We start from the raw sequence: 25812 nt of genomic DNA on the forward strand, positions 1-25812 counted from the left end.
GCTGACGCCGTGGGCAAAGGAAAACTGCGCCTTCGTACTTTTAAGCACGCGTGCTTTTGCGGCGAATTCGCCTCAGTCAAGTAGTTCTTCTTCATGGGAGCCGAAGAACTCATAGCGAATCCGGTCCGCCGGCACTCCAGCGGCCCGCAAACCCTTGATCATGCTGGCCATGAAGCCTTTGGGACCGCAGACCATGAAGTCGGCGTCATGGGCCTGGGGCAGGGCGGCGATGGCGGCGGGGTCGATGCGACCCGCCATGTCATGGTCAGTGCCGATCCGATCATCTTCTGCCACCTGCTCATAAAAGATGCTGACCGACAGGTTGGCATGGGTTTGGGCCAGATCGCGCAGGCGGGGGCCGAAGGCATGGTGGGCACGGTCGCGCACGGCCTGAAACAGGTGCAGGGGGCGCACCGATCCGGCGGCCAGTTCCGCTTCCGCGATGGACAGCATCGGCGTGATACCGACCCCGCCGGCCAGAAGGAACAAGGGCTTGTTCCCGTCCGGTGCGGTGAAGCTGCCTGCCGGCGGTGCCACCTCCACCACATCGCCGACCGACAGATGGCGATGCAGGAAGCTGGACCCCAGACCGTCGGGTACGCCGGCCTCGGGTGCCGTCTCATGCTTCACGGAGATGCGGTAGGAGCGGGCATTGGGGGCGCCCGACAGGCTGTAATGGCGCAGCAGCGATCCATGGCCCGGCACGTTCAGGCGCAGGGTCAGGTACTGGCCGGGGCGGAAGGACAGGATGGCGCCGCCATCCTCCGGTTCCAGATGCAGGCTGCGGATCACCTGGCTTTCCGTAACGGCGTCCACCACCTTGAACCGGCGCCATCCGTACCAGCCGCCGGGCGCACCGGCGCTGTCGCGATACTTCGCCTGTTCCACGCCGATGAAGATATCGCGAAGCGCCATCCAAGCCTCGGTCCAGGCATGCAGGATGGCGGGCGTGGCGGCACTGCCCAGCACTTCCGCGACGGAACCCAGCAGGTTGGTGCCGACAATGTCATAATGATAGGGCTGCACATGCAGGCTGACATGGCGTTCCGCGATGCGCTCCACCGCGGGGCCCAGGGCCGCCAGATTGTCGATATTGTCGGCATAGGCGGCAACGGCACCAGCAAGGGCGCGGGCCTGGGTGCCATTGCGCTGATGCGTGGGGTCGAAAATGGCCCGGATGGCCGGATCACGCAGCAGCTTCGCATACATGTGCCGCGTGATCGCTTCCCCATGCTGATGCATGACGGGGGCGGTGGATTTCACAATGGCGATGGTTTGGGCGGACAGCATCAGGTTCTCGCTTCACAGGGGGTCAGGACGGTAAAGATGCATCTGGAAAGCCTCTTAAGGCGCCCGACCTTGAAAAGCAATATTTTTAATGTATCTTTTGTTTCAGGCGCAGGCATGTCAGCCCTCCCGCCGCCAAGGCTTGTCCTGGCGTGGGCGCGGATGGCATGGAAGGCGTTCTGATCAAGGGGGGATGGGGCGATGCGGCTGACCCGCTATACCGATTACGGATTGCGCGTGCTGCTTTATCTGGGGATGAAGCGCGAAGGCCTGTCCACGATCCCCGAGATCGCCAACCGCTACGCCATTTCCGAAAACCACCTGACCAAGATCGTCAACGAACTGGGCCGGCTGGGCCATGTGCGCACCGTGCGGGGCCGCAATGGCGGTCTGGCGCTGGGCCGTCCGGCGGCGGAGATCAATCTGGGCGCCTTGGTGCGTCAGTTGGAAAATGACATGTCGCTGGTGGAATGTTTCGAGACGGGGAACACCTGCCCCATTACCAGCGACTGCCGCCTGCAAAAGGTGCTGGGCAAAGCGCTCGCCGCCTTCCTGGCGGTGCTGGATGAGGTCACCCTGGCCGACCTGCTGGTGCAACCGGCGGGGATGATGCAGATGCTGGGGTTGGACGACCCGTCCACCCGACCGGTGGCATAAAGAAAACCCCGACCGCGTTGCCACGGCCGGGGTTCCTCACATCGTCAAACCTGTATTTGCCGGCGCTTACTTGGCGCGGGCTGCCTTCAGGTTGTCGTCCAGCTTGGCCAGGAAGTCCTGGGTGGTCAGCCACTTCTGGTCCGGGCCGATCAGGGTGGCCAGGTCCTTGGTCATGTAGCCGTCTTCCACGGTCTCCACGCAGACGCGTTCCAGGGTCTTGGCGAAGTCGACGACATCCGGGGTGTTGTCGAACTTGCCGCGATATGTGAGGCCCTGGGTCCAGGCGAAGATGCTGGCGATCGGGTTGGTGGAGGTCGGCTTGCCCTTCTGATGGTCGCGATAGTGACGGGTCACGGTGCCGTGGGCGGCTTCCGCTTCGACCGTCTTGCCATCGGGGGTCATCAGGACGGACGTCATCAGACCCAGCGAGCCGAAGCCCTGTGCCACCAGATCCGACTGCACGTCGCCGTCATAGTTCTTGGCGGCCCACAGGAAGTTGCCCGACCACTTGAGGGCCGAGGCCACCATGTCGTCGATCAGGCGGTGTTCATAGGTGATGCCGGCGGCCTTGAACTTGTCCACGAACTCGGCCTGGAACACTTCCTCGAACAGGTCCTTGAAACGACCGTCATAGGCCTTCAGGATCGTGTTCTTGGTGGACAGGTACACGGGGTAACCGCGCAGCAGGCCATAGTTCATGCAGGCGCGCGCAAAGCCGCGGATCGATTCGTCCACGTTGTACATGCCCATGGCAACGCCCGGCCCGTCGAAATCGAACACGGTGTGGCGGATGTTGCTGGTGCCGTCGGCGCTGGTGAAGGTGATCGACAGGCGGCCCGCACCGGGGATGATGAAGTCCGTGGCCTTGTACTGGTCACCGAAGGCGTGACGGCCGATGACGATGGGCTGGGTCCAGCCCGGCACCAGGCGCGGCACGTTCTTGCAGATGATCGGCTCACGGAACACCGTGCCGCCCAGGATGTTGCGGATCGTGCCGTTGGGCGACTTCCACATCTGCTTCAGATTGAATTCCTTCACCCGCGCTTCGTCGGGGGTGATGGTGGCGCACTTCACGCCCACGCCGTAATGCTTGATGGCCTCGGCGGACTCGATGGTGACCTTGTCGTCCGTGGCATCACGGTGCTCGACACCCAGGTCGTAATATTTCAGGTCCACGTCCAGATACGGAAGGATCAGGCGGTCCTTGATGAACTGCCAGATCACGCGGGTCATTTCGTCGCCATCAATTTCCACGATCGGATTGACGACTTTGATCTTCGACATGGGGGCGCTCTCCCAGGGGTGAAAGGTACCGGCGGCGATCCAGCGTCCGGCCCGGCGGTGTCAATAAAGCCCATTCACGACTGGGTCGCAACCGGGCCTGCTCGGGTAATTTTCGTTCGGAATGCGGGGCTGGCCTGCGACAAAGGCAAAGCCCGCACCCTCACATGCGATCTGTTTGAACCTTATGCGCCGCCTCCTTCAGGCGGGCAAGCAGATCGACGGCTTCTTCCACACTGTCCACCACGTGGTACAGCCGGTCTTCTGCACCGGGCAGGTTCGGCTTGCGCATGAAGCCCGTCTCGGTCATGTGCTCCATCAAGGCGATCAGCGGGTTCCAGAAACCGTCTGTATTGATGATGACCACCGGCTTGCCATGCAGGCGCAATTGCCGCCAGGTGATGATCTCGAACATTTCGTCCAGGGTGCCGATGCCGCCGGGCAGGATGATGAAGGCGTCGGATCGCTCCACCATCATCTGCTTGCGGATATGCATGCTCTCCACAACGATCAGTTCGGTCAGGCCGGTATGGTCCACTTCGTACCGCTTGATATGGTCGGGGATGATGCCCAAGACCTTGGCGCCACCCTTCAGGCCGGCATCGGCGACGATGCCCATCAGGCCGACGCGCCCGCCGCCATAGACGATATCGTAACCGTTGGCGGCCAGCAGCGACCCGGTGCGGTGCGCCGCCTCCTTATAGCTGTCGGCGACGAAGTCGGAGGAACCGCAATAAACACAGACCGATTTGATGGACGACATGGGAGAACACTTTCCTGACCTGACCGGGCGGCACCCCTGTGGTGCTGCTTGCAAACGGACCTCGACAACGGGCACTCTCCGCTTCGTGCGAAATGGGTGCGCTGTCGATCCCTTCGGCCCTACACCATCTGTTGACGGGACACAAGCGCACCCCATCTCCAAAGGTGACGTCCTTCATCGGACGGCGCCCCATGTCACCCCCGGCCCGGGCCGTCTCTGGCGCCCCTGGCGATCTGATGGAGGATTTCGAGTGATCAATCATCGTTTCGGCGCGCTTGCCGCCGGTATTATCGCTGCGGCCAGCCTGACCGGCTTCGTGGTCACCGCCCAGGCCCAGGACCCGACGGCTGTGATCGACGCCCGTAAGGCCGAGTTGAAGAAAGCCGGCGGCGCCACCAAGACCATCGGTGCCTTCCTGAAGGATGGCACCGGCACCGTGGCCGACGTGCAGGCCGCCGCTGCCACCATCGATGGTGTTGCCAAGGCCTTCCCGAACTGGTGGCCGGCCGGCACCGCCGTGGGTGTCGCCAAGAGCGAGGCGAAGCCTGAAATCTGGACCAAGGCCGACGATTTCAAGGCCAAGACCGTCGCCTTCCAGACCGAAGCCGCTTCCCTGGTGAAGGTTGCCGCCGGTGGCGACAAGGCCGCCATCGGTGCGCAGTTCGGCAAGACGGTGGGCACCTGCAAGACCTGCCACGAGTCTTATCGCGCCGACTGATAATGTCCGGCCCGGCCCCTGTTCATGATCGAACAGGGGCCGGTTCCCGCCCCTGCCGTGGGAGATCGGCTTATGCGTAAAATATTGGTCTGGGATCTGCCCACGCGGCTGTTCCACTGGCTGTTGGTTCTTTGTATCGCCGGCGCCTGGATCACGGGCGAGCGTGATGCCTATGATTGGCACATGCGCTTTGGCTATGCCGTGCTGGCCCTGGTGCTGTTCCGCCTCATCTGGGGGCTGGTGGGCAGCGAGACGGCGCGGTTTGCCAGTTTCGTGCGCGGCCCCGCCGCCATCCGCCATCATCTTGATGAACTGCGCCGGCCCGGTCGGCTGGCCCCGCACGCCGGCCATAATGCGCTGGGTGCGCTGGCCGTTCTGGGCTTGCTGGCACTGGTCGGGTTGCAGGCGGGATCGGGCCTGTTCACCAGCGATGGGGTGCTGACCGATGGTCCGCTGGTGGAACATGTCAGCGGGTCCTTCGCGGCCCTGGCCCGCACCATCCATCTGAAGAATTTCGATCTGCTGCTGATCCTGATCGGGCTGCATGTCGCGGCCATCCTGGCCTATGCCCTGTTCAAGCGGCTGGATCTGGTGCGGCCCATGCTGACGGGGCGGGCCGCACTGCCGGGGAACATTCCGGCCCCCCGGATCGTTTCCCTTGTCCGCGCCATCCTTGTCGCGGCAATATCGGCATCTGCCATCTGGGCGCTGGTCCGCTATGCCTGACCTATCTGGCCCGCCGCCGCCGCGCCCTTTCCCGTCCCGGGGCACAAGAAAGGTTTTCCGCCTGTGAACCGCAAGCTTCTGATCCCCATCGCCGTTCTGGCCGTCGCCATTGTGGGCATCGCCGCGTGGCAGCTTCAGGCACCGGGCACGGGCGGATCATCCAAGCCATCGGCGCAGGCCCCGGCAGCGAAGAAGGCCAGCCTGCCGGCCTTTGACGTGGTGCGGGTGGAGCCGACGGGAACCGCCGTCATCGCGGGCCGCGCGGTACCGGGGACCAAGGTGAATATCCTGGACGGGGACAAGCTGTTGGGCACCGTCACCGCCGATGCGCGCGGTGAGTGGGTGTTCTTGCCGCCCGACGCGCTGCCCCCCGGTGCCCGCGAACTGCGCCTGGAACAGGTGGCCGGCGACGGCACCGTGACCAAGGGGGAGGCGACGGTGGTGCTGGCCGTGCCGGAGCGCGACCGCGATCTGGCGGGGCGCAAGGGCGATGGCGACGCCCTGGCGGTTCTGTCCGGCAAGGATGGCAGCCGCGTGTTGCAGGCCCCGCGCAGCCTATCGCAGGGCGGCGCGCCGCGCCCGGCGGGGGAGGTCACCATCGACACCGTCGATTATGACCGGGGCGGCAAGGTCAGTGTCGGCGGACAGGCCAAGCCCGGCACGGAGGTGATGCTCTACCTCCAGAACTCCCTGGTCGGTCGCGCCAAGGTGGGGGATGACGGACGCTGGTCCATCACGCCGGACCGCGTGTTCGATGATGGCCAATATAGCCTGCGCATCGATCAGGTCGGCCCCGACAGCAAGGTGATCAGCCGGGCCGAGGTGAATTTCAGCAAGCTGCCCATCCCCGAACAGGCCCTGGCCGGTCGTGCGGTCGTGGTGGTGCCGGGCAACAATCTCTGGGCCATCGCGCGGCGATCCTATGGCGAGGGCATCCGCTACACGGTGATTTTTGAGGCCAACCAGGGCCAGATCCGCGACCCCGACCTGATCTATCCGGGCCAGATTTTCCTGGTCCCGGACGGGAAGTGACCGCGGGCAGGGGGGGCGCTGTGCACACCACCAACTACACCAACACCCTGATCACCGTCTCCCCCGACTGCCCCGTCACCGTCGGCACCCCACCGGCCAAGCCCGGCACCGTGGCCGACCGCCAATACGCCCTGCTGCGCGACGCCCCCTACACCATGTCCTCTGACGAGCTGCTGCTGGCCGTGGAATGCGATCGCAAGGGGCCAGTGACGGCGGAAAGCTTCTTCGCCAAAGCCCAGGCCTGCCTGCGCGCCTCCCCGCTGGTCAAGAAACAGGGCTATGGCCTGCACCATGACGCGGCGGGCAAGGTGGCGCTGGTAGCGATGGAGAGCGACGCGTATGCGCGGCTGCTGGCGGATGCGGGGGTGGTGAAGCGGGCGGGGATGCGGAGTGGGCGAGGGTAGGGAATTGGGGTTCAAGTTGGGGGCCGAAAGCGGACGGGCGGGTTTAGGCACGAGATGAGCTAAGCCGCAGGTTGCCATGGAACAATGAATCGGCGGCAAGAGTCGACTTGGACCGTCACTCAGAAAATCGGTTGTTGGATGTATACTAACAAGCGGCTACCATGTTTTAGAGGGAGGCGTCCGTGCCACCGACGTCAGGGATAATAAGATTAAACATCCCTTAAATTCTCCGGAGGTTTTATGCATGCTGGCAAAATTTGTATTTTACCAAACGGAAATTTACAGATTGTGGATAACGATCATGGTGAATTAACGTTGGCTCAATGGAAAATTACACCACTCAATATAATGGACATTCAGGACTACAAAGCGAATAGCAAGGTAAACATTACTTTTACTGACCTTACGGCACTAGAAGACCAAAATATAGAAGAAATAAGTATAGCAGTCACAATCCCGAACGTATTGGGGTCTTACTCTTTGATTCAAGGGGGTTGGCTACCAGCGAACTTCGGCATGCTCAAAAGCATCGTCTTTGCAGATAGAAATTTTATAAGCAAGATTGAAGAAAAATTTGTGGGAGACAAAGCAAAGACTGCAGAGGCGGCTGAATGGTTCGCGGATTTAAAAAATTTCAACTTCACAATAGATATACTTCCTTACGTTCTGGAGGGAAATAAGAGGCGATTTCAAACAAAAGATGAGGTTATTTTCCAAATAGAAGAAGTAATAAGAAAACTTAAGATCGCCGCTCCAGGGATACAGATCGTCAAATATCCCAAAAATATAGAAGATTATGCATGGAATTTACTTCAATATATTATGCCTTTTATTCAAAATAGAATGGATTTTCTTAAGATGGCGGCTCCGTTCATCAAGCCCAGCAGCAATAAGGAAACCATCCTAAAACGCTGGAAGCTTATTGCAAGAGTTGCTAAGCATTACAATATAAGCACAGACATCGTTCACTTATTGGCTCTCATATCGGTATCTGCTCCACAAAATAATTCGCCAGGCCTCGGAATTCTCAAGATGAGCCCCAATTATTCTACAGAAATGGCTTACAACGCTTGCTTCGATATCAGCCTAATAGAGTTATTCATGAATGCGCAACAAATGTGTCCATTTAAAAAATATACAATAATAACAGGTGATTTAGCCTTGACTAGAATTTGCGGTTTATTGAATGACATAAAGCACAAGGGTTCAAATGGCGTCGACTTGACGTTTTCAGCTAAAATCCCACAATATATAGCTGGGAAAGATCCTGAACTTCATAATAAATTGATAACTCTAATCAGTGCAGAATCGTTAAATGACAAGTCAGAATAGAAAGTAAGGTAGATTGATGGCACAATGAGCAATGTCGGCTTTTAGGCACGCCACCAACTAGGTGAACGCCCAACATGGAGCGCGAAGCAGTCCTCACCCCCGCACCACCAGCGCCCGTCCCCCCGTCGGTTTCTCTTGATCCAGGGTCGGCGGGGGCGCCATCCCGGTGCCGCCCTCCAGGAACGCCAGCAGCACCTCACCGCCCCCGGCACCCAGCAGCCCCTCCACCCTCACCCCGTCTGCCCTGAACACGCGCGGCGGTGGGGACAGCAGCGCGTGCAGCCGCTGGCCCAGCGCCACCGGCACGCCCTTGTCCGCGCCGGCATGCAGGATCAGGACGGGGGCCTGCACCTGCGCCAGGGCGGCTTTGATCTCAAACCGGTGGCGCAGCAGGGCGCGCAGCGGCAGCAGGGGGAAGCGGGAACTGAGCAGGTCGGGCAGGCTGGGGAAGGGGGCTTCCAGGATCAGGCGGGCGACGGCGCGTTCTGCGGCCAGGGTGGCGGCAAGGTAAGCGCCTGTTTCTTCGCCATAAAGGATCAGGCGGCCGCCGGAAATGCCCTGGCCCACCAGATGGTCGGCCCAGGTGCGGGCATCCGCCATCCAGGCGGCCTCACCGCCTTGACCCGGATTGCCCGCCTGTCCGCGCAGGCCCGCCAGCAGCACGCCGAAGCCGGCATCGGCCAGCAGCCGTGCCAGGGGAGCGTGCGCGCCGGGATGGCGACGGCGGCCATTCAGGATCAGGACCGTTGGCTTGGTAAACCCGTCCGCCGGGCGGTGCCAGCCTTCCAGCGAAAGACCATCCGCATTCTGTACCCAGACGGTACGGAAATCGGCCATCCCGGCATCGGCCAGGACAAGGGGGCGAGGGTCGGGCGGCAGCAGCAATTTTTCCTGCCCCTGCCGGAACCAGACGGCATAGGCGATCCAGATCAGCAGGAGGAGCAGGAAGGATGTCAGCATGGAGGGGGCGGCTCCGGGGGTGTCCCTCAGAAACTATAGACCAACGTCGCCCGGCTCAACGTGTCCGTTGCCTTGCGATCGTCGGGCGCGGCGGTTTCATGGCGCAGGGTGAAGGCGACGCGGGCGGAGAACAGGGCGTTGATACGTGCGGTCAGGCTGCTGGTCGCCTCAACACTCGTGTTCTTGGCACCCACCAGCGTCTTTACGCCTTGTGCGAACTTGGCATTGCTGGACAGTTCCTGGGTGAAGTCGGCGGCAGCGCGGAAGACGAACTCATGCTGTTCGCCCGCCTCCCCCGGCGTGTCCACGATGAAGCTGTGGCGCGCACCCGGCCCCCCTTCCACCGACAGGCGTGTTCCATCACCGTCCAGCACCACATAACCGGCACCGACCGTTTCAGTCAGACGGTGGCGGTAGCCGGCAAAGGTGTCGCGTTCCCAGCCGAATTCACCGGCGGCATAGAAGCGGGGGCTGATGAAGTAATTGGCTTCATAGGCCGCTTCGAACCGTTCCTTGGAATTTTCCCCGTCGGCGCGTTGCAGGTCGGCACCCGCCGTGACCTCGTGCCGCCACTTCACCGTCTCCTTCAACAGGTCGACGCGCAGGGACAGGGTGCGGTCATCGCTGTTGCCCGTGGACAGGGCGGCACCCGCCTCCGCCTCGCCCGACCAGCCGGCCAGGATGTTGGAAGCCGCCTGCCGCTTCACGGCACGGTCCGCCTCCTTCTTGTCCCGGCGCAGGGAGCTGGCGAGGGCCGCGATGGGTTCCGCCTGATCGGGAAAGGCATCCCGCGCCAGGGATTCGGCAAGGTCCAGTGCGGCTGCGTCGCGGCCTGCCGCCTGTCGCAGCATCGCCTCAACACCGGCAGGCAGGGCATCCTGGGAATGGGCAGCCGGGCAGTGGGCCACCGCGATAAGGCCTGAAAAGGCCAGCGCCGCGAAATGCGGCGCTGTCTTGATCATACCCATGGGTCGTTCGGTCTCCGACTATTCCAGCAGGGAACGCAGCATCCAGGCGGTCTTCTCATGGATCTGCATGCGCTGGGTCAGAAGGTCGGCCGACGGCTCGTCCCCCGCATCGTCAACGATGGGGAAGATGGACCGGGCGGTGCGGGCAACGGTCTCATGCCCTTCCACCAATTGGCGGATCATGTCCTGGGCCTTGGGCACGCCGGTTTCTTCGGCCACGCTGGTAAGCTTGGCGAACTGGCTGTAGCTGCCGGGGGCATGAAAGCCCAGGGCGCGAATACGTTCGGCGATGTCGTCAACAGCCGTGTGCAACTCCGTATACTGCGCCATGAACATGGTGTGCAGCGTGTTGAACATCGGGCCGGTGACGTTCCAATGGAAATTATGGGTCTTCAGATACAGCGTGTAGCTGTCGGCCAGAAGCCGGGAAAGACCGTCCGCGATCTTGGCGCGGTTATCATCGGAGATACCGATATTGATGGCAGGTGCGCTGGCCATATCCTTTGCCTCTTCCTCGTGTCGTCGCCGGATCAGATAGTCAGTTTGACGGCAAAGCCAAGGGGATGCAAGGAGAGGATCGTCCTATAACCACTTGAAAAATATGGGGGAGGCCGAAAGGCCGCAGAAGGCGTATGGCACTCCCCCAAAGGTTCAAGGGGATATCATCCCCCCGTATGGGCCGGCTGAAGGCATGCGAATTCCCAGCCGGACCAAACCTGAACCGATCTCAGCGGGCCGTTTAGGCGGCCTGCTTCGTCGTTGAACTGCTGGAACTGTTCTTCTGCGAATAGCTGCTGATGGCGCTTTGCAGCTGGCTGATCAGGGTGCTGATCGCGTCATCGCTGCTGCTGGTGGAACTGTCGGATGCGGACAGAAGGCTGGCAATATCGCTGCCGGTGCCCGTGCTGTCCGTCGCGGACGCTTCCTCACCATTCCCGCCCGGCGGCGGGCCCGGCGGGGGACCACCTGCACCGCCGGGACCACCCGGACCCCCCGGCGGCGGGCCGGGCGGACGGCCACCGGTCGTGCCACCGGCTTCTTCCTGCGCTGCCAGCAGGGCACCCTTGGTGTCCGCCCGCATGCTCTGGAACGCGGTTTCCATCTCCGTCTGGGTCAGGGAACCGTCGCCGTCGCTATCCATGCGGGAGAACATCTCCTCCGCGCTGGGGCGGTTGCCGCCGCTGCGGCCCGCCTTGTCGGCATCCTTCGGCCCGGCTGACTGGAATTCCTCCAGCGACAATCCGCCGGATTTGTCGGTGTCGGCGGCCTCGAACCGCTCCTGCGCCCGCTGCTGGCGGCTGACGCTCGCGGCGGCATAGGTGCTGCTGCTACTGATGCTGCTGATGCTCATGGGATTGCTCCATTGACGGGTTTTGCCGGACCCATCCCTTTAACGGGCGGATACGGCAAACCCTGTCGGCAAGCCCGGCTGATTTTTACATGATCCCGGCCAGACGCCGCACGATGCCGGCGGCGTTATGGGCGGCATTGCGGGCGAAGGTCGGGAAATCCAGGTGACTGTCGCTGCCGGCCAGATCCGACAGGGCGCGCACCACCGCCAGCGGAACCGCGAACTGCGCCGCCACCTGCGCCAGGGCCGCACCCTCCATCTCCACGGCCTGGGCCTGGAACCGTGCATGCAGGTCCTGGCGGGTTGCCGCGCAGTTCAGGAAATGATCCCCTGTCAGGACGGTGCCAAAACGCCATGTCGGCGCGCGCACCGCCCCCGGCATGGGCGTCAGGGCGATGCCGTCCAGGGCCTGCGCGATCCGTCCCGCCATACCATCAGCCAGCGGGTAGCCATGGGTATCGTCAAAGCCGGGCAGGGGCGGCACGCCCGGCTGGTACGGTTTCAGCCGCCCATCCGACAAGGCACCGTAATCATGCTGGATCAACCGGTCGGCGATCACCACATCGCCCACCGCCAGCGCGGGATCCAGACCGCCGGCCACGCCGGAGAACAGCAGCCCGTTCACCCTGAACCGGTGCAGCAGCAGGGTTCCCACGACGGCCGCGTTCACCTTGCCGATCCCGGCTTCCACCAACACCACCGCCCGCCCGTCCAGGTGGCCCGTGGTGAAGGTGAAACCCGCCACCTCTTCCCGCTCCACCCCGCTGAAATGCCCGGCCAGGGCTGCCGTTTCCTCCGGGATGGCGCAGATCAGGCCAAGGGGTGTCTCGTCGTTGCGCGTCATTTGGGCCGACCATTCTTCACCAGGGTACGGATGCGCACTTCCAACTGGGCGGCGCTGTAGGGTTTGACGATGAAGGCATCCACGCCCTGGGCGCGGGCGGCCAGAACATGGTCCTTGGTACCGTGGCCCGTCTCCATGATGAAGGGCAGGTTGGGGCGCAGGTTGCGCACGGCGGCCAGCAGGTCCATGCCGTTCATGCGCGGCATGGCCCAATCGCAGATGACGATATCCACAGCATCCAGGTCGCGATGCAGCACATCCAGCGCCTCTGCCCCGTCATTGGCCATCAGCACCTCGCGCACGCCCATCTGTTTCAGAACGTCGGCGATCCAGACACGGGTCTGCTGCTGATCCTCCACGACAAGGATGCGCAACGACTTGATCGGGTCCTCCGGCATGTACATGCGCATCAGGATTGTCTCCGGTTGGCCAGGGCATCCGCCACGGCCCGGCACAGGGTCTCAGGCTCGATGGGTTTGTAAAGCACGGGAATGCCAGCTGGTAAATCCTCCACCTCGACATGGCCCCGGCCCGGATATCCCGTCATGAACAGCACCACGACCGACGGGTCCAGTTCCGTGACCAGATGCGCCAGCCGCACACCGCCCAGCGAGGGCATGACCAGATCGGTCAGCAGCAGGTCCACGCCCCCTTCCTCAAACCGTTCCAGTGCTTCCACCCCGTCGGCGGCGCGGCGCACCGCGTGCCCGTCCTGTTCCAGGAAGCCCGACACCAGGGTCAGCAGTTCGGGCTCATCCTCCGCCACCAGGATGGTGGCCGGTTTGGCACCCGTGCTGCTGGCGCGTGCGGGAGCCGCCGGGGTGGCGGCCATGGCCGGGGCGGGGGACAGGGGGAGCCACAGGGAGAAGCAGGTGCCGCGCCCCGGCTGGCTGTCCACCAGGATGGCGCCGCCGGCCTGCTTCACGGTGCCATAGACCATGGCGAGGCCCAGCCCCGTCCCTTGGCCCGGCGGCTTGGTCGTGAAGAACGGGTCGAAGATGCGGTCCAGCAGGTCCGGCGGCATGCCGGTCCCCCGGTCGGTGACCGACAGGATGGCATAATGGCCGGGGGCCAGTCCGACGGGCGGTATCGCCCCCTCGGCGGCACTGCCCAGCCTTACCGACAGCGGCCCGCCGCCGGGCATGGCGTCGCGGGCATTGATGGCGAGGTTCAGCAGGGCCTGGGCCGCCATGTCGGGATCGATGGCGACCCAGACCGGTTCGTCCGGTACGGCCAGCGACAGATCAATGGTGGCGCCCAGCAGCGGCTTCAGCAGGAATTCCTGCCCGCGCAGCACGGAACCCAGGTCGATCACCTCCGTCCGCGCCACCTTCTGGCGGGAGAAGGTCAGCAATTCACGGGTCAGGGCGGCGGCCCGGTCCACCCCCTGGCCGATCTTGGCCAGATATCCCGCCTGCGCCGCTTCCTTTGGCACGCCCTGCTTGGCCATGCTGGCATAGCCGCCGATGACCGACAGGATATTGTTGAAATCATGCGCAATACCGCCGGCCAGCTGCCCCAGCGCCTCCATCTTCTGGGCCTGGAGAAGCTGACTTTCCAGCTTCTTCTGCTCCGTCACATCGGTGAACAGAACGACAAAGCCGCCGCCCGGCATGGGGAAATGCCGGACCTGCAGCCAGGTGCCGTTGGGTCGCTGCCGTTCGCCGAAATGGATGCCGTCGCGGCGGATACGGTCATAATCGGCAAGGCTCTCCTCCACCGTCTCGCCCGGATATTCCCCCTGCCGGGCCAACAGCAGTACAAGATCGCGGTCCTTCAGGCCGGGCGCCATGAAGCCGGGCGGAATGTCCAGCAGCTCCGACACCATGCGGTTGGCCACCAGCAGATGGCCGTCGGCGTCATAGACCTCGATCCCGATCCCGACATTGTCCATCATGCTGTCCAGGATGCGCGTCTTCTCCCAGATCTCCCGTTCGGCCTGACGACGGTCGGTAATGTCGCGCAGATAGGCGGTGTAGCGCTTGCCCGGCCCCAGGGGCACTGCCGTGATGGCCAGTTCGATGGGGATGATGGTGCCGTCCCGGCGCAGGGCTTCGGTCTCCACACGCCGGCCCAGCATGGTGCCGCCGCCGCCGGTTTTCAGCCGCGTCAGGCCATGGTCATGCCCCTCGCGATGGATGGGCGGCACGATCATGTCGCTCATCCGCCGGCCCAATGCCTCGGCCCGCTGCCAGCCAAAGGTGCGCTCGGCGGCGGGGTTGAATTCCAGGATATGGCCGTCCTCATCAATGGAGACGATGCAATCCAGTGCCGTATCCAGGATCGACCGGGCCCGCGCCTCGCTTTCCCGCAGGCGTAGGCTGGACGCGGCCTCATGGGTGACATCGCGGAACAGGCACATGACCAGCCGTTCGCCCCCGCCCTGGAACGGCACCGCCGACAGTTCGGCGGTGATGTCCCGTCCGTCGATGCAGCGCAGGTCCATGCGCATCTGGTTCAGCGGCTCACCCCCCACCACCCGGCGCAGCAGCATTTCGGCCAGTGGCCGCGTCTCCTCCGTCACGACATCCAAAATGTGAAAGCCAGCGGCATCCGCGTCGGCCCCGATACCCAGGATCAGGCGGCCCGCACGGTTGATGAAGCGCCCACGCCCCGCCGCGTCATGCACCGCGATGCCGTCGGGCGACAGGTCCACCAACTGGCGATAGCGCTGTTCGCTGTCGCGCAGCTGCTGCTCCCCGCGCTTCAATTCTGTGATGTCGGTGCGTACGCACAGGGTGCCGCCCTGGGGCAGGCGCCGGTCATGCACCCTGATCCAGCGCCCGTCCGACAGCAGGAATTCACCCGGCTGGCCGGCAGGGTTGCGAAAGGCCCACATCCGCTCGGCGACATATTCCTCCAGGTCGCGGCCCTGGGCGTGCAGATTGTCGCCCGCCGCGATGCCATGGCGCAGCAGATCCTCAAACGGCGTTCCCGCCACCATGCGTGCCGCTGTCACGGGAAACAGCGCCTTGAAGGCCGGATTGGCGACCACCAGCCTTTCCTGCGCATCGAACAGGGCCACACCGTCGGTCAGCATGTCGAAGGCGGTGGTCAGGCTGTCCAGGTCCAAGCGCGTCTCCGGCGGCAGGGGCGTCAACACCCGTGATGGTGCCGTGCCGCGCCGCCGGGATCAAGCCGGGAGCGCCAGCCCGATACGCGACAGCAATCCTGCCCAGTCGCCGCAGCGCTGCTGCCGGAACAGCCGCATGGAGGGATACCATCCCGTCTTCGTCCCCTGGTCCAGCCAGCGCCAGTCGGTATCGGTGGCGATCAGGGTCCAGACAGGCCGGCCCATGGCACCGGCCAGATGGGCCAGGGCGCTGTCGGGGGTAATCAGCAGGTCCAGATGCGGCAGGATCGCCGCCGTATCGGCCCAGCCCGTGATCCGTGCGCCCAGATCGGTGACATGGTCGGGCAGGGGGGGGGCGGCCATCTCCTCCCGACCGCTGGCCACCTGCAGCACGTACCAGTCGGCATTGGCGCGCGACAGCAGCGGCAGCAGAGTGGACAGGCCGGGGGAGCGCCAGAAATCACCGGGATGGGCGGGATTGCCGGCCCAACTGAACCCGATGCGCATGCGACCCTGCCGGCGGGGCATTGCGTCGGCCCAGCGGGCCGACAGGGCCGCATCGACACTGATATAGGGTCCGTCCCAGGGGATGGTGGCCGGGGTCAGGCCCAGGATGCCGGGCAGGTCCAGCAAGGGCACCTGCATGTCGACCGGGGGCAGGGCCTGACCGCGCGCCACGACGGTGCCGTGCCGCCCATCGGCGAACAGGGGTGTCAGGGCCGCCGGCACTTCCAGCACCAGTTCAGCCCCGGCATCGATCAGCGGGCGCACCAGCCGCGCGCACATGATGGTGTCGCCGGCGCCTTGTTCATCCCAGACCAGAAGCCGCCGGCCTTTTATATCCTGGCCCCGCCAGGGCGCGATCTCCCGGTGCCGGGGCGGGCGGGCGGATACGGACCAGCGGTGATGATAGTCCCGGAACCCTTCATCCCAACGGCCCAGCCGCAGCAGGGCCAGGGCGCGGCCCAGTTTTGCTGACGGGTCGTCCGGCGTGATCGACAGGCAGCGTTCGAACGCCGCCAGGGCGCCGGCCGCATCGCCCGTCACCCGCCGCCACAGGCCGGTATCCCGCCAGACATAGGCTTGATTGGCACCCTGTTCCTGCGCCACGGCCAGATGCATGCCGGCATCGGCCTCCCGCCCCGTATGCAGCAGCAGATTGGCCAGGGCGCAGCGCGCGGGCACCAGCCGGGGCGCCACCGCCACCGCGCGCAGCAGCAGGGCTTCGGCCTGCTCCACCTGCCCGGTGCGGCGCGCGGCATCCCCCAGGGTCAGCAAGGCGACCACATGGTCGGGGTCGATATCCAGAACCTGCCGCCACCCTGTAAGGGCCGCCGCCTCGTCTCCCCGGTCCGCCGCCTTTTCCGCCGCCTGGACCAGATCCGCCACGCTCACCATTGTTTCTCCGTCAGGGTCGGCTTGCCCTGTACCGTGCTGCTGGTCGCCTCCGGCATGCGAACCAGACGGTCGCTGCGGATGACGGGAAGGGGATCGGGATCATAGATGGCTTTCAGGCGGCGGTATTCCTCATAATGGAATTCCTGCTGTTCCTGAAAATCCGGCTCCCCGTTGCGCCGGCCCGTAACGATCACTTCCTGTTCCATCGGAGGGCTGCCAGGGGGCGGGCTGTCGGGTTTCTTGGCCTGCGCCGGGGGATTGGCATTCTGGGCCCCTGCCGGTGGGCAGAACAGTGCCAGTGCCAGCAGGGCCAGACAGAACAGCCCGCGATTCCCGTTCGTGATGATCATGATGCGCACCGGTGGACGGCCATGAAGGGGACCATCATACGGGATTCCCTGCCGTTTCGCACATGAACTTTGTTCATATTTGCGTGGCGCCCCGTTCTCCCTCTGGAAACGCAATGGCAGAAAGTGAACATAGTGAGAACATTTGCGCTTGGAGAATGAGAACAAAAAATGTACAACAGGTGCAGTTGAACGGGCATGCACATCCGTGCGAGAAGGAAGGGGACAATAATGTCGGCAGCTCCACTCCGTCTGGTTGAAACACCCATGGACAAACAAAAAGCTCTGGATGCGGCTCTTGGCCAGATCGAACGCGCGTTCGGCAAGGGCTCCATCATGAAGCTCGGCGCCAAAGAGGCATTGACAGAGACGGAGGTGGTTTCCACCGGCTCCCTGGGCCTCGATATCGCGCTGGGCATTGGCGGCCTTCCGCGGGGCCGTATCATCGAAATCTACGGGCCGGAAAGCTCGGGCAAGACGACGCTCGCCCTGCACGCCATCGCCCAGGCACAGAAGAATGGCGGCGTCTGCGCCTTCGTCGATGCCGAACACGCGCTCGACCCCTCCTATGCCCGCAAGCTGGGCGTGGATGTGGACGAGCTGCTGATCTCGCAGCCCGATGCCGGTGAACAGGCGCTGGAAATCGCCGACACGCTGGTGCGTTCCGGCGCCATCGACGTGCTGGTGGTGGACTCGGTGGCAGCCCTGGTGCCGCGCGCCGAACTGGAAGGCGAAATGGGCGACAGCCATGTCGGCCTGCATGCCCGCCTCATGAGCCAGGCTCTGCGCAAGCTGACCAGCTCCATCTCCAAGTCGCGCTGTCTGGTGATCTTCATCAACCAGATCCGTCTGAAGATCGGTGTGATGTTCGGCAACCCGGAAACTACGACGGGCGGCAACGCGCTGAAATTCTACGCCTCCGTCCGCCTGGATATCCGCCGCATCGGCGCCATCAAGGACCGGGAGACGGTGACCGGCAACCAGACCCGCGTGAAGGTGGTGAAGAACAAGATGGCGCCGCCCTTCCGCGTCGTCGAATTCGACATCATGTATGGCGAGGGCGTGTCCAAGGTCGGCGAACTGCTCGACCTCGGCATTCAGGCCGGTGTGGTCGACAAGTCGGGCTCCTGGTTCTCCTATGACGGGCAGCGCATCGGTCAGGGACGTGAAAACGCCAAGACCTTCCTGCGCACCAACCCTGCCGTGGCCGACAGCATCGAACAGAAGATCCGCGCGAATGCCGGCATCGTGGCGGGCGCCATGATGGGCACGCCGGAAACCGATGGCGACGCGTCCGCCCCGGAGTGATCCTGGATCGCATGGCAATGCACGTTCAGCAGGGGAGGCGGGAAACCGCCTCCCTTTTGCTTTTCGGGGCGCCCTGATCCCGGCTGCCCCGTGCAACACCCCCTGTTTTTGTGATGCATCATGTTGCACCTGGCCGCTGTTGGACCGTTTTTGCCCCCCAACATGGCCCCCATGGGCAGGCGGGCATGGACAGGGCGGCACTGGCCACGGTAAAACCCACACCCCATATTGTCGCGACCCAAGCAGCTGCCAGGCCGTCCCCATGTCCAAGAAGACCGTCAACGAAATCCGTTCCACCTTCCTCGACTATTTCGGGAAGAACGGCCACGCCATTGTCGACAGCTCGCCGCTGGTCCCGCGCAATGACCCGACGCTGATGTTCACGAATGCCGGCATGGTGCAGTTCAAGAACGTCTTCACGGGCCAGGAACTGCGCCCCTATAACCGCGCCACCACCTCGCAGAAATGCGTGCGCGCGGGCGGCAAGCATAACGACCTGGACAATGTCGGCTTCACGGCGCGCCATCACACTTTCTTCGAAATGCTGGGGAACTTCTCCTTCGGCGATTATTTCAAGGCCGACGCGATCGAGCTGGCCTGGAACCTGATCACCAAGGAATTCGGCATCTCCCCGCACAAGCTGACGACCACCGTCTTCCACAATGATGACGAGGCGTTTGACCTGTGGAAGAAGATCGCCGGCCTGCCGGATGACCGCATCATCCGCATCCCGACGTCCGATAATTTCTGGATGATGGGCGATACCGGCCCCTGCGGCCCCTGCTCGGAAATCTTCTACGATCATGGCGACAAGATCGCGGGTGGCCCGCCGGGCAGCCCGGACCAGGATGGTGACCGCTTCATCGAGATCTGGAATCTCGTGTTCATGCAGTATGAACAGCTGCCGTCCAAGGATGGCGGGTATGAGCGCGTACCCCTGCCCAAGCCCTCCATCGATACCGGCATGGGCATGGAGCGTCTGGCCGCCGTCATGCAGGGTGTCCACGACAATTATGATATCGACCTGTTCCAGGGCCTGCTGGAGGCCTCGGTGGAGGCGACGGGCGCGTCGTTGAAGGGGCCGCAGGCCACCTCGCACCGCGTCATCGCCGACCATCTGCGCTCCTGCTCCTTCCTGATCGCCGATGGCGTCATGCCGTCGAACGAGGGGCGTGGGTACGTTCTGCGCCGCATCATGCGCCGTGCCATGCGTCACGCCCACATGCTGGGTGCCAAGGACCCGGTGATGCACCGTCTGGTGCCGGCCCTGGTGCGGGAGATGGGCGGCCATTATGCTGAACTGGTCCGCGCCCAGGCGCTGATCACTGAAACGCTGCGCCTGGAAGAAACCCGCTTCAAGCAGACGCTGGACCGTGGCCTGAAGCTGCTGGACGAGGCGGAGGCGCCACTGGCCGAAGGTCAGGCCCTGCCCGGCAATGTCGCTTTCACGCTCTATGACACCTACGGCTTCCCGCTGGACCTGACCCAGGACGTGCTGCGTACCCGCAACCGTCCGGTGGATGTGGATGGCTTCAACGCCGCCATGGAAGAACAGCGCAAGAAGGCGCGTGCCGCCTGGGCTGGCTCGGGTGAGGCCGCGACGGAGCGCGTCTGGTTCGAACTGAAGGACGAGGTCGGGGCGACCGAATTCCTGGGCTATGACACCGAGGCCGCCGAGGGAGCGGTGACCGCCATCCTGGACAAGGATGGCAACCGCGTCACCAGCGCCGCCGAGGGGGCGGAGGTCCTGGTCATCGTCAACCAGACCCCGTTCTATGGCGAAAGCGGCGGTCAGGTCGGCGATGCCGGCCAGATGATCTCTGCCAAGGGTGCCGAAGTCACCGTCCGCGATGTGCAGAAGAAGCTGGGCGCGGTCTTCGCCCATGTCGGCACCGTGACCAAGGGCATCCTGGCCGTTGGCGATGCGGTCGAACTGAAGGTTGACGGCAGCCGCCGTGGCGCCATCCGCGCCAACCACAGCGCCACCCACCTGCTGCATGAGGCGCTGCGCCGCCGTCTGGGTGACCATGTCACGCAGAAGGGCTCTCTGGTTTCCGCCGACCGTCTGCGGTTCGACATTTCCCAGCCGACTCCGCTGGCCGCCAATGACGTGGCCGATGTTGAGGCGGCGGTGAATGCCCGCATCCGTGGCAATAGCGAGGTTACCACCCGCCTGATGACCCCCGATGCCGCCATCGCCGTCGGCGCCATGGCCCTGTTCGGGGAAAAGTATGGCGAGGAGGTGCGCGTCGTCTCTATGGGCGGCGTGGACGAGGCCGGGAACAAGGAATTCTCCGTCGAACTGTGCGGTGGCACCCATGTCCGCCGTACCGGCGATATCGGTCTGTTCAAGATCGTGTCCGAAGGGGCCGTGGCCGCCGGCATCCGCCGTATCGAGGCGCTGACCGGTGCCGGTGCGCTGGCCTATCTGGAACAACAGGAAGGCCGTCTGCTGGATACCGCCCAGGCGCTGAAGGTGCCGGCGGGTGAGGTGGTGGCCAAGGTCACCAGCCTGCTGGACGAACGCCGCAAGATGGAAAAGGAACTGGCCGATCTGCGCCGTCAGGTGGCGCTGGGCGGCGGTGGTTCCGGCGGGGCCGCAGAGGTCAAGCAGATCAACGGTCTGGGCTTCATCGGTCGCGTCGTTGCCGACCTGCCGGCCAAGGACCTGAAGCCCTTTGCCGATGAGTTGAAGAAGCAGGTGGGCACCGGCGTTGTCGTCGCCATCGCGGTGGCCGACGGCAAGGCGTCGGTCGTGGTTGGCGTCACCGAGGATGCGGTGGCCAAGGCCAGCGCTGTCGATCTGGTCCGCGTCGCGGCTGCGGCCCTGGGCGGCAAGGGCGGCGGTGGCCGTCCCGACATGGCCCAGGCCGGCGGCCCCGACGGCGACAAGGCCGCCGATGCCATCGCCGCGGTGGAAGCGGCACTGGCGGGTTGAGAAAGGGCGATGGCGGCGGAAATCCCAAAGTTTTCCGCCGCCTTATCCCAGAAACAAAAACGGCGCCGGGGATACCGGCGCCGTTTTTGTTTTGATCGGGTCAGGGATCAAACGAACAGGCTGGACACCGAACGCTCATTGCTGATCCGGTCGATGGCGTCGGCCATCAGGCGGGCGATGGAGCGCTGACGGATGTTGGTGGCCTGCTTCACCGCGTCGGTCGCCACGATGCTGTCGGTGATCACCAGCTCGTCCAGGGGGGAGGCGGTGACGCGGGCAACGGCGCCGCCGGACAGAACGCCGTGGGTGACATAGGCACGCACGGAGGTAGCGCCACGGGCCTTCAACGCTTCGGCGGCGTTGCAGAGCGTACCGGCGCTGTCCACGATATCGTCGATCAGGATGCAGTCGCGGCCCGACACGTCACCGATGACATTCATCACCTCCGACACGCCGGCGCGTTCACGCCGCTTGTCGATGATGGCCAGATCGGCCTCTAGACGGCTGGCGATGGCACGGGCGCGGACCACGCCGCCCACGTCGGGCGACACGACCATCAGCTTGCCATGGCCGACATGTTCCTGGATGTCTTTGGTGAATTCACCGCCGGCCACCAGATTATCGACGGGGATGTCGAAGAAGCCCTGAATCTGACCCGCATGGAGGTCCATGGTCAGCACGCGGTTGGCGCCGGCCGTGGTGATCAGGTTGGCCACCAGCTTGGCCGAAATCGGCGTGCGGGGGCCGGTCTTGCGATCCTGACGGGCATAGCCGTAATAGGGAACCACGGCGGTGATGCGGCGGGCCGAACCCCGGCGCAGCGCGTCGATGATGACCAGCAATTCCATCAGATGGTCATTTGCCGGCTTCGACGTCGACTGGATCACGAACACATCCTCGCCGCGGACATTCTCGTTGATCTCAACGAAAATCTCATTATCGGCGAAGCGGCGGATCGATGCCTTGGTCAGCGGGACCTCAAGGCAGGTCGAAATGGCTTCAGCCAGCGGCTGATTGCTGTTACCGGCGATCAGCTTCATGGTCGTGCTGCCCGTCTTTGGTGGAAAACCAGGGGTGAGCGGTGCCGACCCGAGGGGCGACACCGAACCTTCACAAAGGCGGGCGCACCATAACGCCGGCCCCCCTGCCTGTAAACGCCGCGACCGTTGCAGCCTACAACGGTGTGACAGGCGGCCACGACATGGGCGGAGGGGGGCCGGGACAGGAAAAGCGGGTATTATACCAGCGGCCTTTGATCCCGACGGGTCGGGATCAAAGGCTTCGGCGGCATGGGCCGCCGCCGCGCCAGTCGGCGCGGATACTAACGCTCAAGAGCCTTGACCGTTAGTATTGGGGCAGGTGTCAGCGGGTGGCGTCGCGCACCGCATCCTTCAGGTGGCCTTTCACCTGCTGGGCCTTGCCCTTGGCCTGATCGGCATGGCCTTCCAGCTCCAGGGCCGGATCGTCGGTGGCCTTGCCGATCCCCTTCTTTACCGCACCCTTGGCTTCGTTCAACTTGCCCTTAATAGTATCGGTGTTCATGGAATTCTCCTCGGATCTTGTTGGGCCGCCCGATCAGGCGGCTCCGATGCAAACAACAGCGGGGAGGGGGTTTGGTTGCAGACGGCCCATGAAAGGTCACAGGCGGGGGCGTTTCGAACGATGTTCAAAATGCCATGGCTTTGCCCTTGTTCCGCCATGGGGGACTGATTTAACAGTAGACAGGCCGTGGTTCGGGGCCTGATCTGTTTGCCGGACCTATATAAGGTGGTTTCGATGTGCCGTTGGCTGGCCTATGCCGGTATTCCCATCGTGATGGACACGCTGCTGTTCCAGCCCTGCAATTCGCTGATCCGGCAGTCGCTGTCGGCCCAGCGCAGCGTGGCGCCCACCAATGGCGACGGATTCGGCCTCGGTTGGTACGGGGACATGACCAAGCCTGGGCTTTACCGCGATACGATGCCGGCCTGGTCGGATGCCAATCTGCGCTCGCTGGCCGAACAGATTCGCTCGCCCCTGTTCTTTGCGCATGTGCGGGCATCGACGGGCACGGCGACCTCGCGGCTGAACTGTCACCCGTTCCGCTATGGCGACTGGCTGTTCATGCATAATGGGCAGATCGGCGGCTGGCCCCTGGTGCGCCAGGATGTGGAGGGCATGATCCGCAAGGACCTGTATCGCCACCGCGAGGGATCGACCGACAGCGAGGCCTTCTTCTATCTGGCGCTGGGCAATGGCCTGATGGAAGACCCGGCTAGCGCCTTTGCCCTGACGGTCGCACAGATCGTGGGCAAGATGCGCCGCGAAGGGGTGACGGAACCGTTCCGCATGACGGCGGCCTGTACCGATGGCAAGCGGCTTTATGCAGTACGCTGGTCCTGCGATGGCCGCTCGCCCAGCCTGTTCTGGACCCAGGGCCATGTCGATGGCTGTCGCGACGGGCGCGTCTGTCTGGAGGACGGAACCGACTCCGTCATGGTCCTGTCCGAACCGCTGGACGAGGATGCCAGTCACTGGAACGAGGTGGCCGAGGGGTCCTTCCTGGTGGCCGAAGGCAGCCGTGTCACCGTCAGTCCCTTCCAACCGCTGGGTTGAGGTCAAAACTATGCGTCTGTTCCTGACCACCGCCCTGGTTTTGTCGCTGGTTGTGCCGATGGCTTTGGCGGCGCCCGGCACGCATACGCTGCCGTACAAGGATTTCCATGATCAGATGGTCAAGTTCTATGGCCAGGGTCATGACCGTCTGGCCCTGCGCCTGTCGGTGCAGCCGGCCAGTGACAAGCAGCCGCTGGATGCCCCCGTCACCATGGTGGTGACGGCACCGGAGGGGCGGGTGGACCTGACCGTCGATGCCGACAATGCCGTGGATATCCCGTTCCGCCCCGATTGGGTGCAGGCCGGCGCCACGGTCACCATCAATCAAGCCGCCGCAACCTATAATATGAAGGCCCAGATCGGCATGAAGGTAACGCCGGGCACGACCCGCATCGCCTATGCCGATGTGAAGGCGGCCTTTGATCAGTTCGACAAGCTGATCGAGAAGGAAGCGGGCGCCGTCTCCTTCCTGGCCCCGTCGGCCAAAACGCTGCGCCTGTTCTGCGGCAAGGATTGTACGGTGACGCTGGAGGGTACCAAGGGTCCGCGCGTGCTGAAGGCCGATGACCGGGGCCGGGTGAATGTGCCCAATGACAAGGGTCTGGTGAAGGAGAACCCGGTGCTGGTGGTCAGCCGGTCTGTTGCCTATACGGTGCTGACCACAAAAGGGTAGGGTGGGTTACGAAGGCGTTCCCTTCACATAGACCCGCCAGACATAATCCCACGGCACGACGGCTATAACGATCACCACCAGGCCGATGGCGAAGATGTTGGCGGCCAGCGCATCGTCAATGGTGTCGTTCTGCCACGCCGGATAGGCGACGCGGGCCAGCCAGATCAGTTTCCAGGCGATCTCCCAGAACATCAGCGGCAGCATACGCAGCGGGTGGCGCAGGCCCAGCAGGGCCAGGGCCGACATGGCGGCCAGCATGGTGATCATCACGCCTTCGGTGAAGGTCCAGCTTTGGGCCGGATCAATGATCTGTGACCAGTTCAGGTAACCGGCCCCCAGCGCCATGATCAGATAGACGGCGCGCAGCAGGTGCAGGCGCCAGGTGGCAATCGTTTCCATGGTTCATTCCACCTGTTTCAGGATTTTTTCGACATTGGCCAGCGTGGTGCGGGCGGCGGTCAGGTCGGCGCGCAGCGTATTGATGATGCCCGTCTGTTCCTCCAGCGCCGCCACGGCGCGTTCGGCCAGCGCGCGATAGGCACCATCTTCGGCCATCTTCGCCTTGGCCTGCACGGTCTTGCCAATCATCGTCACGGCAACGATCGACACGACTCCCACCACCATCCAGAAAATCGCAAAGAGAAAGGTATCATCCGCCATCATTATCCCCTGTCAGTCCCCTGTGGCGCTGTGCGCCGAAAGCCCCGCCGCCGCCTGACGCAGGCTGTCCGCCGTCAGGTCCAGGTGGAAGGGGGCCAGTTGCAGATAGTTCAAGGCCTTGCCGTCGTCCGACAGCTCCAGCTGCGATGTCACCAGCCCCGCCTCCATCAGCTTCTGCACATGCAGATGCAGCAAAGGCCGGCTGATGCCCAGATCGCGGGCCAACTGGCTGATATAATGCCGGTCGCCGCCCGCCAGCCGTGCGACGATGCGCAGGCGGTGGGGATTGGCCAGCGCCGACAGGGCCGCCAGGACCTGTTCCCCATCGCACGCCGTTCCGGCTATCTGAAGTTCGTGTTTCATGTGTAAGAAAATACTTACAGGTGAAAGGAAGAGTCAATAGGTATTTGCGGTCCGTCGCCTGTCGCATTTGGTCCGGTTCTGACAGGGGGCAGCCTTGCGGAGGTGCCTGTTGCCGGGAGAGGCTTGGTTGGTTA

Annotated in this window: 27 protein-coding genes; 10 read left to right on the top strand and 17 right to left on the bottom strand. The window is 63.7% G+C overall.

The window, feature by feature from the left end; all coding sequences use genetic code 11:
- Positions 1-72: 72 nt before the first annotated feature.
- The gene (gene hmpA / locus ACT6Q8_RS03665; protein WP_444732666.1) at positions 73-1290 is read right to left on the bottom strand and encodes an NO-inducible flavohemoprotein; all 1218 of its coding nucleotides are present in this window, start codon (positions 1288-1290) and stop codon (positions 73-75) included.
- A gap of 198 nt (positions 1291-1488) precedes the next feature.
- Between hmpA and ACT6Q8_RS03670 the strand changes: the two genes are divergently transcribed.
- Positions 1489-1944 (top strand): RrF2 family transcriptional regulator, encoded by a 456-nt coding sequence (locus ACT6Q8_RS03670; RefSeq protein WP_054167257.1) that lies wholly within the window; start codon positions 1489-1491, stop codon positions 1942-1944.
- 66 nt (positions 1945-2010) lie between these two features.
- On the opposite strand, the gene ACT6Q8_RS03675 is transcribed toward ACT6Q8_RS03670, so the two are convergent.
- Both ACT6Q8_RS03675 and ACT6Q8_RS03680 read right to left on the bottom strand, forming a co-directional pair.
- Positions 2011-3228: an NADP-dependent isocitrate dehydrogenase gene (locus ACT6Q8_RS03675; protein ID WP_054167258.1), complete on the bottom strand. Its 1218-nt coding sequence runs from the start codon at positions 3226-3228 to the stop codon at positions 2011-2013.
- Positions 3229-3388: 160 nt separating this feature from the next.
- The gene (locus tag ACT6Q8_RS03680; protein ID WP_054167259.1) at positions 3389-3988 is read right to left on the bottom strand and encodes an LOG family protein; all 600 of its coding nucleotides are present in this window, start codon (positions 3986-3988) and stop codon (positions 3389-3391) included.
- 250 nt (positions 3989-4238) lie between these two features.
- Here ACT6Q8_RS03680 and ACT6Q8_RS03685 point away from each other — a divergent pair, with 250 nt between their 5' ends.
- The 5 genes from ACT6Q8_RS03685 to ACT6Q8_RS03705 all read left to right on the top strand — a co-directional run bounded on the left by ACT6Q8_RS03685 (position 4239) and on the right by ACT6Q8_RS03705 (position 8200).
- A complete protein-coding gene (locus ACT6Q8_RS03685; protein ID WP_444732667.1) occupies positions 4239-4706 on the top strand; it encodes a c-type cytochrome in 468 nt (155 codons plus the stop codon).
- A gap of 72 nt (positions 4707-4778) precedes the next feature.
- Positions 4779-5432 carry a cytochrome b/b6 domain-containing protein gene (locus ACT6Q8_RS03690; protein ID WP_444732668.1) on the top strand — a complete coding sequence of 218 codons (654 nt, stop codon included), beginning with the start codon at positions 4779-4781 and terminating at the stop codon, positions 5430-5432.
- Positions 5433-5495: 63 nt separating this feature from the next.
- A complete protein-coding gene (locus ACT6Q8_RS03695; protein ID WP_444732669.1) occupies positions 5496-6464 on the top strand; it encodes a LysM peptidoglycan-binding domain-containing protein in 969 nt (322 codons plus the stop codon).
- 20 nt (positions 6465-6484) lie between these two features.
- Positions 6485-6868, top strand: a complete 384-nt coding sequence (locus tag ACT6Q8_RS03700) for a DUF6157 family protein (RefSeq protein WP_444732670.1) — start codon at positions 6485-6487, stop codon at positions 6866-6868.
- A gap of 240 nt (positions 6869-7108) precedes the next feature.
- On the top strand, positions 7109-8200 hold the full coding sequence (locus ACT6Q8_RS03705) for a hypothetical protein (RefSeq protein ID WP_444732671.1): 1092 nt from the start codon (positions 7109-7111) through the stop codon (positions 8198-8200).
- 93 nt (positions 8201-8293) lie between these two features.
- Here the strand turns inward: ACT6Q8_RS03705 and ACT6Q8_RS03710 are convergent, their stop codons facing one another.
- The 9 genes from ACT6Q8_RS03710 to ACT6Q8_RS03750 all read right to left on the bottom strand — a co-directional run bounded on the left by ACT6Q8_RS03710 (position 8294) and on the right by ACT6Q8_RS03750 (position 17144).
- On the bottom strand, positions 8294-9160 hold the full coding sequence (locus ACT6Q8_RS03710) for an alpha/beta hydrolase (RefSeq protein ID WP_444732672.1): 867 nt from the start codon (positions 9158-9160) through the stop codon (positions 8294-8296).
- A 26-nt stretch (positions 9161-9186) separates the two neighbouring features.
- Positions 9187-10128, bottom strand: a complete 942-nt coding sequence (locus ACT6Q8_RS03715; protein WP_444732673.1) for a DUF481 domain-containing protein — start codon at positions 10126-10128, stop codon at positions 9187-9189.
- An 18-nt stretch (positions 10129-10146) separates the two neighbouring features.
- Positions 10147-10626, bottom strand: a complete 480-nt coding sequence (locus ACT6Q8_RS03720) for a Dps family protein (protein WP_102111482.1) — start codon at positions 10624-10626, stop codon at positions 10147-10149.
- 241 nt (positions 10627-10867) lie between these two features.
- Positions 10868-11479, bottom strand: coding sequence for an EF-hand domain-containing protein (locus ACT6Q8_RS03725; protein ID WP_444732674.1), 612 nt, complete (start codon positions 11477-11479; stop codon positions 10868-10870).
- 85 nt (positions 11480-11564) lie between these two features.
- Positions 11565-12323 carry a 5'-methylthioadenosine/adenosylhomocysteine nucleosidase gene (locus ACT6Q8_RS03730; protein ID WP_444732675.1) on the bottom strand — a complete coding sequence of 253 codons (759 nt, stop codon included), beginning with the start codon at positions 12321-12323 and terminating at the stop codon, positions 11565-11567.
- Positions 12320-12733 (bottom strand): response regulator, encoded by a 414-nt coding sequence (locus tag ACT6Q8_RS03735; protein WP_054167270.1) that lies wholly within the window; start codon positions 12731-12733, stop codon positions 12320-12322. The genes ACT6Q8_RS03730 and ACT6Q8_RS03735 overlap by 4 nt, the downstream gene beginning before the upstream one ends.
- On the bottom strand, positions 12733-15396 hold the full coding sequence (locus tag ACT6Q8_RS03740; RefSeq protein ID WP_444739340.1) for a PAS-domain containing protein: 2664 nt from the start codon (positions 15394-15396) through the stop codon (positions 12733-12735). Before ACT6Q8_RS03740 ends, ACT6Q8_RS03735 begins: the two co-directional genes overlap by 1 nt.
- A 60-nt stretch (positions 15397-15456) precedes the next feature.
- Positions 15457-16794: a tetratricopeptide repeat protein gene (locus ACT6Q8_RS03745; protein ID WP_082372159.1), complete on the bottom strand. Its 1338-nt coding sequence runs from the start codon at positions 16792-16794 to the stop codon at positions 15457-15459.
- On the bottom strand, positions 16788-17144 hold the full coding sequence (locus ACT6Q8_RS03750) for a hypothetical protein (RefSeq protein ID WP_054167273.1): 357 nt from the start codon (positions 17142-17144) through the stop codon (positions 16788-16790). Before ACT6Q8_RS03750 ends, ACT6Q8_RS03745 begins: the two co-directional genes overlap by 7 nt.
- A 228-nt stretch (positions 17145-17372) precedes the next feature.
- Here ACT6Q8_RS03750 and recA point away from each other — a divergent pair, with 228 nt between their 5' ends.
- Both recA and alaS read left to right on the top strand, forming a co-directional pair.
- Positions 17373-18449, top strand: a complete 1077-nt coding sequence (recA, locus tag ACT6Q8_RS03755) for a recombinase RecA (protein WP_444732677.1) — start codon at positions 17373-17375, stop codon at positions 18447-18449.
- A gap of 262 nt (positions 18450-18711) precedes the next feature.
- A complete protein-coding gene (gene alaS / locus ACT6Q8_RS03760) occupies positions 18712-21387 on the top strand; it encodes an alanine--tRNA ligase (protein WP_444739341.1) in 2676 nt (891 codons plus the stop codon).
- A 107-nt stretch (positions 21388-21494) separates the two neighbouring features.
- On the opposite strand, the gene ACT6Q8_RS03765 is transcribed toward alaS, so the two are convergent.
- Both ACT6Q8_RS03765 and ACT6Q8_RS03770 read right to left on the bottom strand, forming a co-directional pair.
- Complete coding sequence (locus ACT6Q8_RS03765) at positions 21495-22427, bottom strand: ribose-phosphate pyrophosphokinase (RefSeq protein WP_054167276.1); 933 nt, start codon at positions 22425-22427, stop codon at positions 21495-21497.
- Positions 22428-22749: 322 nt separating this feature from the next.
- A complete protein-coding gene (locus ACT6Q8_RS03770; protein ID WP_444734011.1) occupies positions 22750-22929 on the bottom strand; it encodes a CsbD family protein in 180 nt (59 codons plus the stop codon).
- Positions 22930-23163: 234 nt separating this feature from the next.
- Here ACT6Q8_RS03770 and ACT6Q8_RS03775 point away from each other — a divergent pair, with 234 nt between their 5' ends.
- Together ACT6Q8_RS03775 and ACT6Q8_RS03780 are read left to right on the top strand one after the other, a co-directional pair.
- On the top strand, positions 23164-23982 hold the full coding sequence (locus ACT6Q8_RS03775; RefSeq protein ID WP_444734012.1) for a class II glutamine amidotransferase: 819 nt from the start codon (positions 23164-23166) through the stop codon (positions 23980-23982).
- Positions 23983-23992: 10 nt separating this feature from the next.
- A complete protein-coding gene (locus tag ACT6Q8_RS03780; protein WP_444734013.1) occupies positions 23993-24655 on the top strand; it encodes a DUF2987 domain-containing protein in 663 nt (220 codons plus the stop codon).
- A 6-nt stretch (positions 24656-24661) separates the two neighbouring features.
- Here the strand turns inward: ACT6Q8_RS03780 and ACT6Q8_RS03785 are convergent, their stop codons facing one another.
- From ACT6Q8_RS03785 to ACT6Q8_RS03795, 3 genes are read right to left on the bottom strand one after another with little or no spacing between them, the layout of a single operon-like run.
- Positions 24662-25054, bottom strand: coding sequence for a hypothetical protein (locus ACT6Q8_RS03785; protein ID WP_054167280.1), 393 nt, complete (start codon positions 25052-25054; stop codon positions 24662-24664).
- A gap of 3 nt (positions 25055-25057) precedes the next feature.
- Positions 25058-25318, bottom strand: a complete 261-nt coding sequence (locus tag ACT6Q8_RS03790; protein WP_054167281.1) for a hypothetical protein — start codon at positions 25316-25318, stop codon at positions 25058-25060.
- Positions 25319-25327: 9 nt separating this feature from the next.
- Positions 25328-25678, bottom strand: a complete 351-nt coding sequence (locus ACT6Q8_RS03795) for an ArsR/SmtB family transcription factor (protein ID WP_444734014.1) — start codon at positions 25676-25678, stop codon at positions 25328-25330.
- Positions 25679-25812: the final 134 nt, after the last annotated feature.

Source organism: Niveispirillum sp., assembly GCF_052437035.1.
Taxonomy (GTDB): domain Bacteria; phylum Pseudomonadota; class Alphaproteobacteria; order Azospirillales; family Azospirillaceae; genus Niveispirillum.

Excerpts from the sequence above, each read along its gene's own strand:
- ACT6Q8_RS03720 (WP_102111482.1), bottom strand. The coding sequence starts at position 10,626 with ATGGCCAGCGCACCTGCCATCAATATCGGTATCTCCGATGATAACCGC.
- ACT6Q8_RS03705 (WP_444732671.1), top strand. The coding sequence starts at position 7,109 with ATGCATGCTGGCAAAATTTGTATTTTACCAAACGGAAATTTACAGATT.
- ACT6Q8_RS03745 (WP_082372159.1), bottom strand. The coding sequence starts at position 16,794 with ATGGTGAGCGTGGCGGATCTGGTCCAGGCGGCGGAAAAGGCGGCGGAC.
- alaS (WP_444739341.1), top strand. The coding sequence starts at position 18,712 with ATGTCCAAGAAGACCGTCAACGAAATCCGTTCCACCTTCCTCGACTAT.
- ACT6Q8_RS03780 (WP_444734013.1), top strand. The coding sequence starts at position 23,993 with ATGCGTCTGTTCCTGACCACCGCCCTGGTTTTGTCGCTGGTTGTGCCG.
- ACT6Q8_RS03770 (WP_444734011.1), bottom strand. The coding sequence starts at position 22,929 with ATGAACACCGATACTATTAAGGGCAAGTTGAACGAAGCCAAGGGTGCG.
- ACT6Q8_RS03750 (WP_054167273.1), bottom strand. The coding sequence starts at position 17,144 with ATGATCATCACGAACGGGAATCGCGGGCTGTTCTGTCTGGCCCTGCTG.
- ACT6Q8_RS03675 (WP_054167258.1), bottom strand. The coding sequence starts at position 3,228 with ATGTCGAAGATCAAAGTCGTCAATCCGATCGTGGAAATTGATGGCGAC.
- hmpA (WP_444732666.1), bottom strand. The coding sequence starts at position 1,290 with ATGCTGTCCGCCCAAACCATCGCCATTGTGAAATCCACCGCCCCCGTC.
- ACT6Q8_RS03775 (WP_444734012.1), top strand. The coding sequence starts at position 23,164 with ATGTGCCGTTGGCTGGCCTATGCCGGTATTCCCATCGTGATGGACACG.
- ACT6Q8_RS03725 (WP_444732674.1), bottom strand. The coding sequence starts at position 11,479 with ATGAGCATCAGCAGCATCAGTAGCAGCAGCACCTATGCCGCCGCGAGC.
- ACT6Q8_RS03670 (WP_054167257.1), top strand. The coding sequence starts at position 1,489 with ATGCGGCTGACCCGCTATACCGATTACGGATTGCGCGTGCTGCTTTAT.
- ACT6Q8_RS03795 (WP_444734014.1), bottom strand. The coding sequence starts at position 25,678 with ATGAAACACGAACTTCAGATAGCCGGAACGGCGTGCGATGGGGAACAG.
- ACT6Q8_RS03690 (WP_444732668.1), top strand. The coding sequence starts at position 4,779 with ATGCGTAAAATATTGGTCTGGGATCTGCCCACGCGGCTGTTCCACTGG.
- ACT6Q8_RS03790 (WP_054167281.1), bottom strand. The coding sequence starts at position 25,318 with ATGATGGCGGATGATACCTTTCTCTTTGCGATTTTCTGGATGGTGGTG.
- ACT6Q8_RS03715 (WP_444732673.1), bottom strand. The coding sequence starts at position 10,128 with ATGGGTATGATCAAGACAGCGCCGCATTTCGCGGCGCTGGCCTTTTCA.
- ACT6Q8_RS03680 (WP_054167259.1), bottom strand. The coding sequence starts at position 3,988 with ATGTCGTCCATCAAATCGGTCTGTGTTTATTGCGGTTCCTCCGACTTC.
- recA (WP_444732677.1), top strand. The coding sequence starts at position 17,373 with ATGTCGGCAGCTCCACTCCGTCTGGTTGAAACACCCATGGACAAACAA.
- ACT6Q8_RS03710 (WP_444732672.1), bottom strand. The coding sequence starts at position 9,160 with ATGCTGACATCCTTCCTGCTCCTCCTGCTGATCTGGATCGCCTATGCC.
- ACT6Q8_RS03730 (WP_444732675.1), bottom strand. The coding sequence starts at position 12,323 with ATGACGCGCAACGACGAGACACCCCTTGGCCTGATCTGCGCCATCCCG.
- ACT6Q8_RS03735 (WP_054167270.1), bottom strand. The coding sequence starts at position 12,733 with ATGCGCATGTACATGCCGGAGGACCCGATCAAGTCGTTGCGCATCCTT.
- ACT6Q8_RS03785 (WP_054167280.1), bottom strand. The coding sequence starts at position 25,054 with ATGGAAACGATTGCCACCTGGCGCCTGCACCTGCTGCGCGCCGTCTAT.
- ACT6Q8_RS03765 (WP_054167276.1), bottom strand. The coding sequence starts at position 22,427 with ATGAAGCTGATCGCCGGTAACAGCAATCAGCCGCTGGCTGAAGCCATT.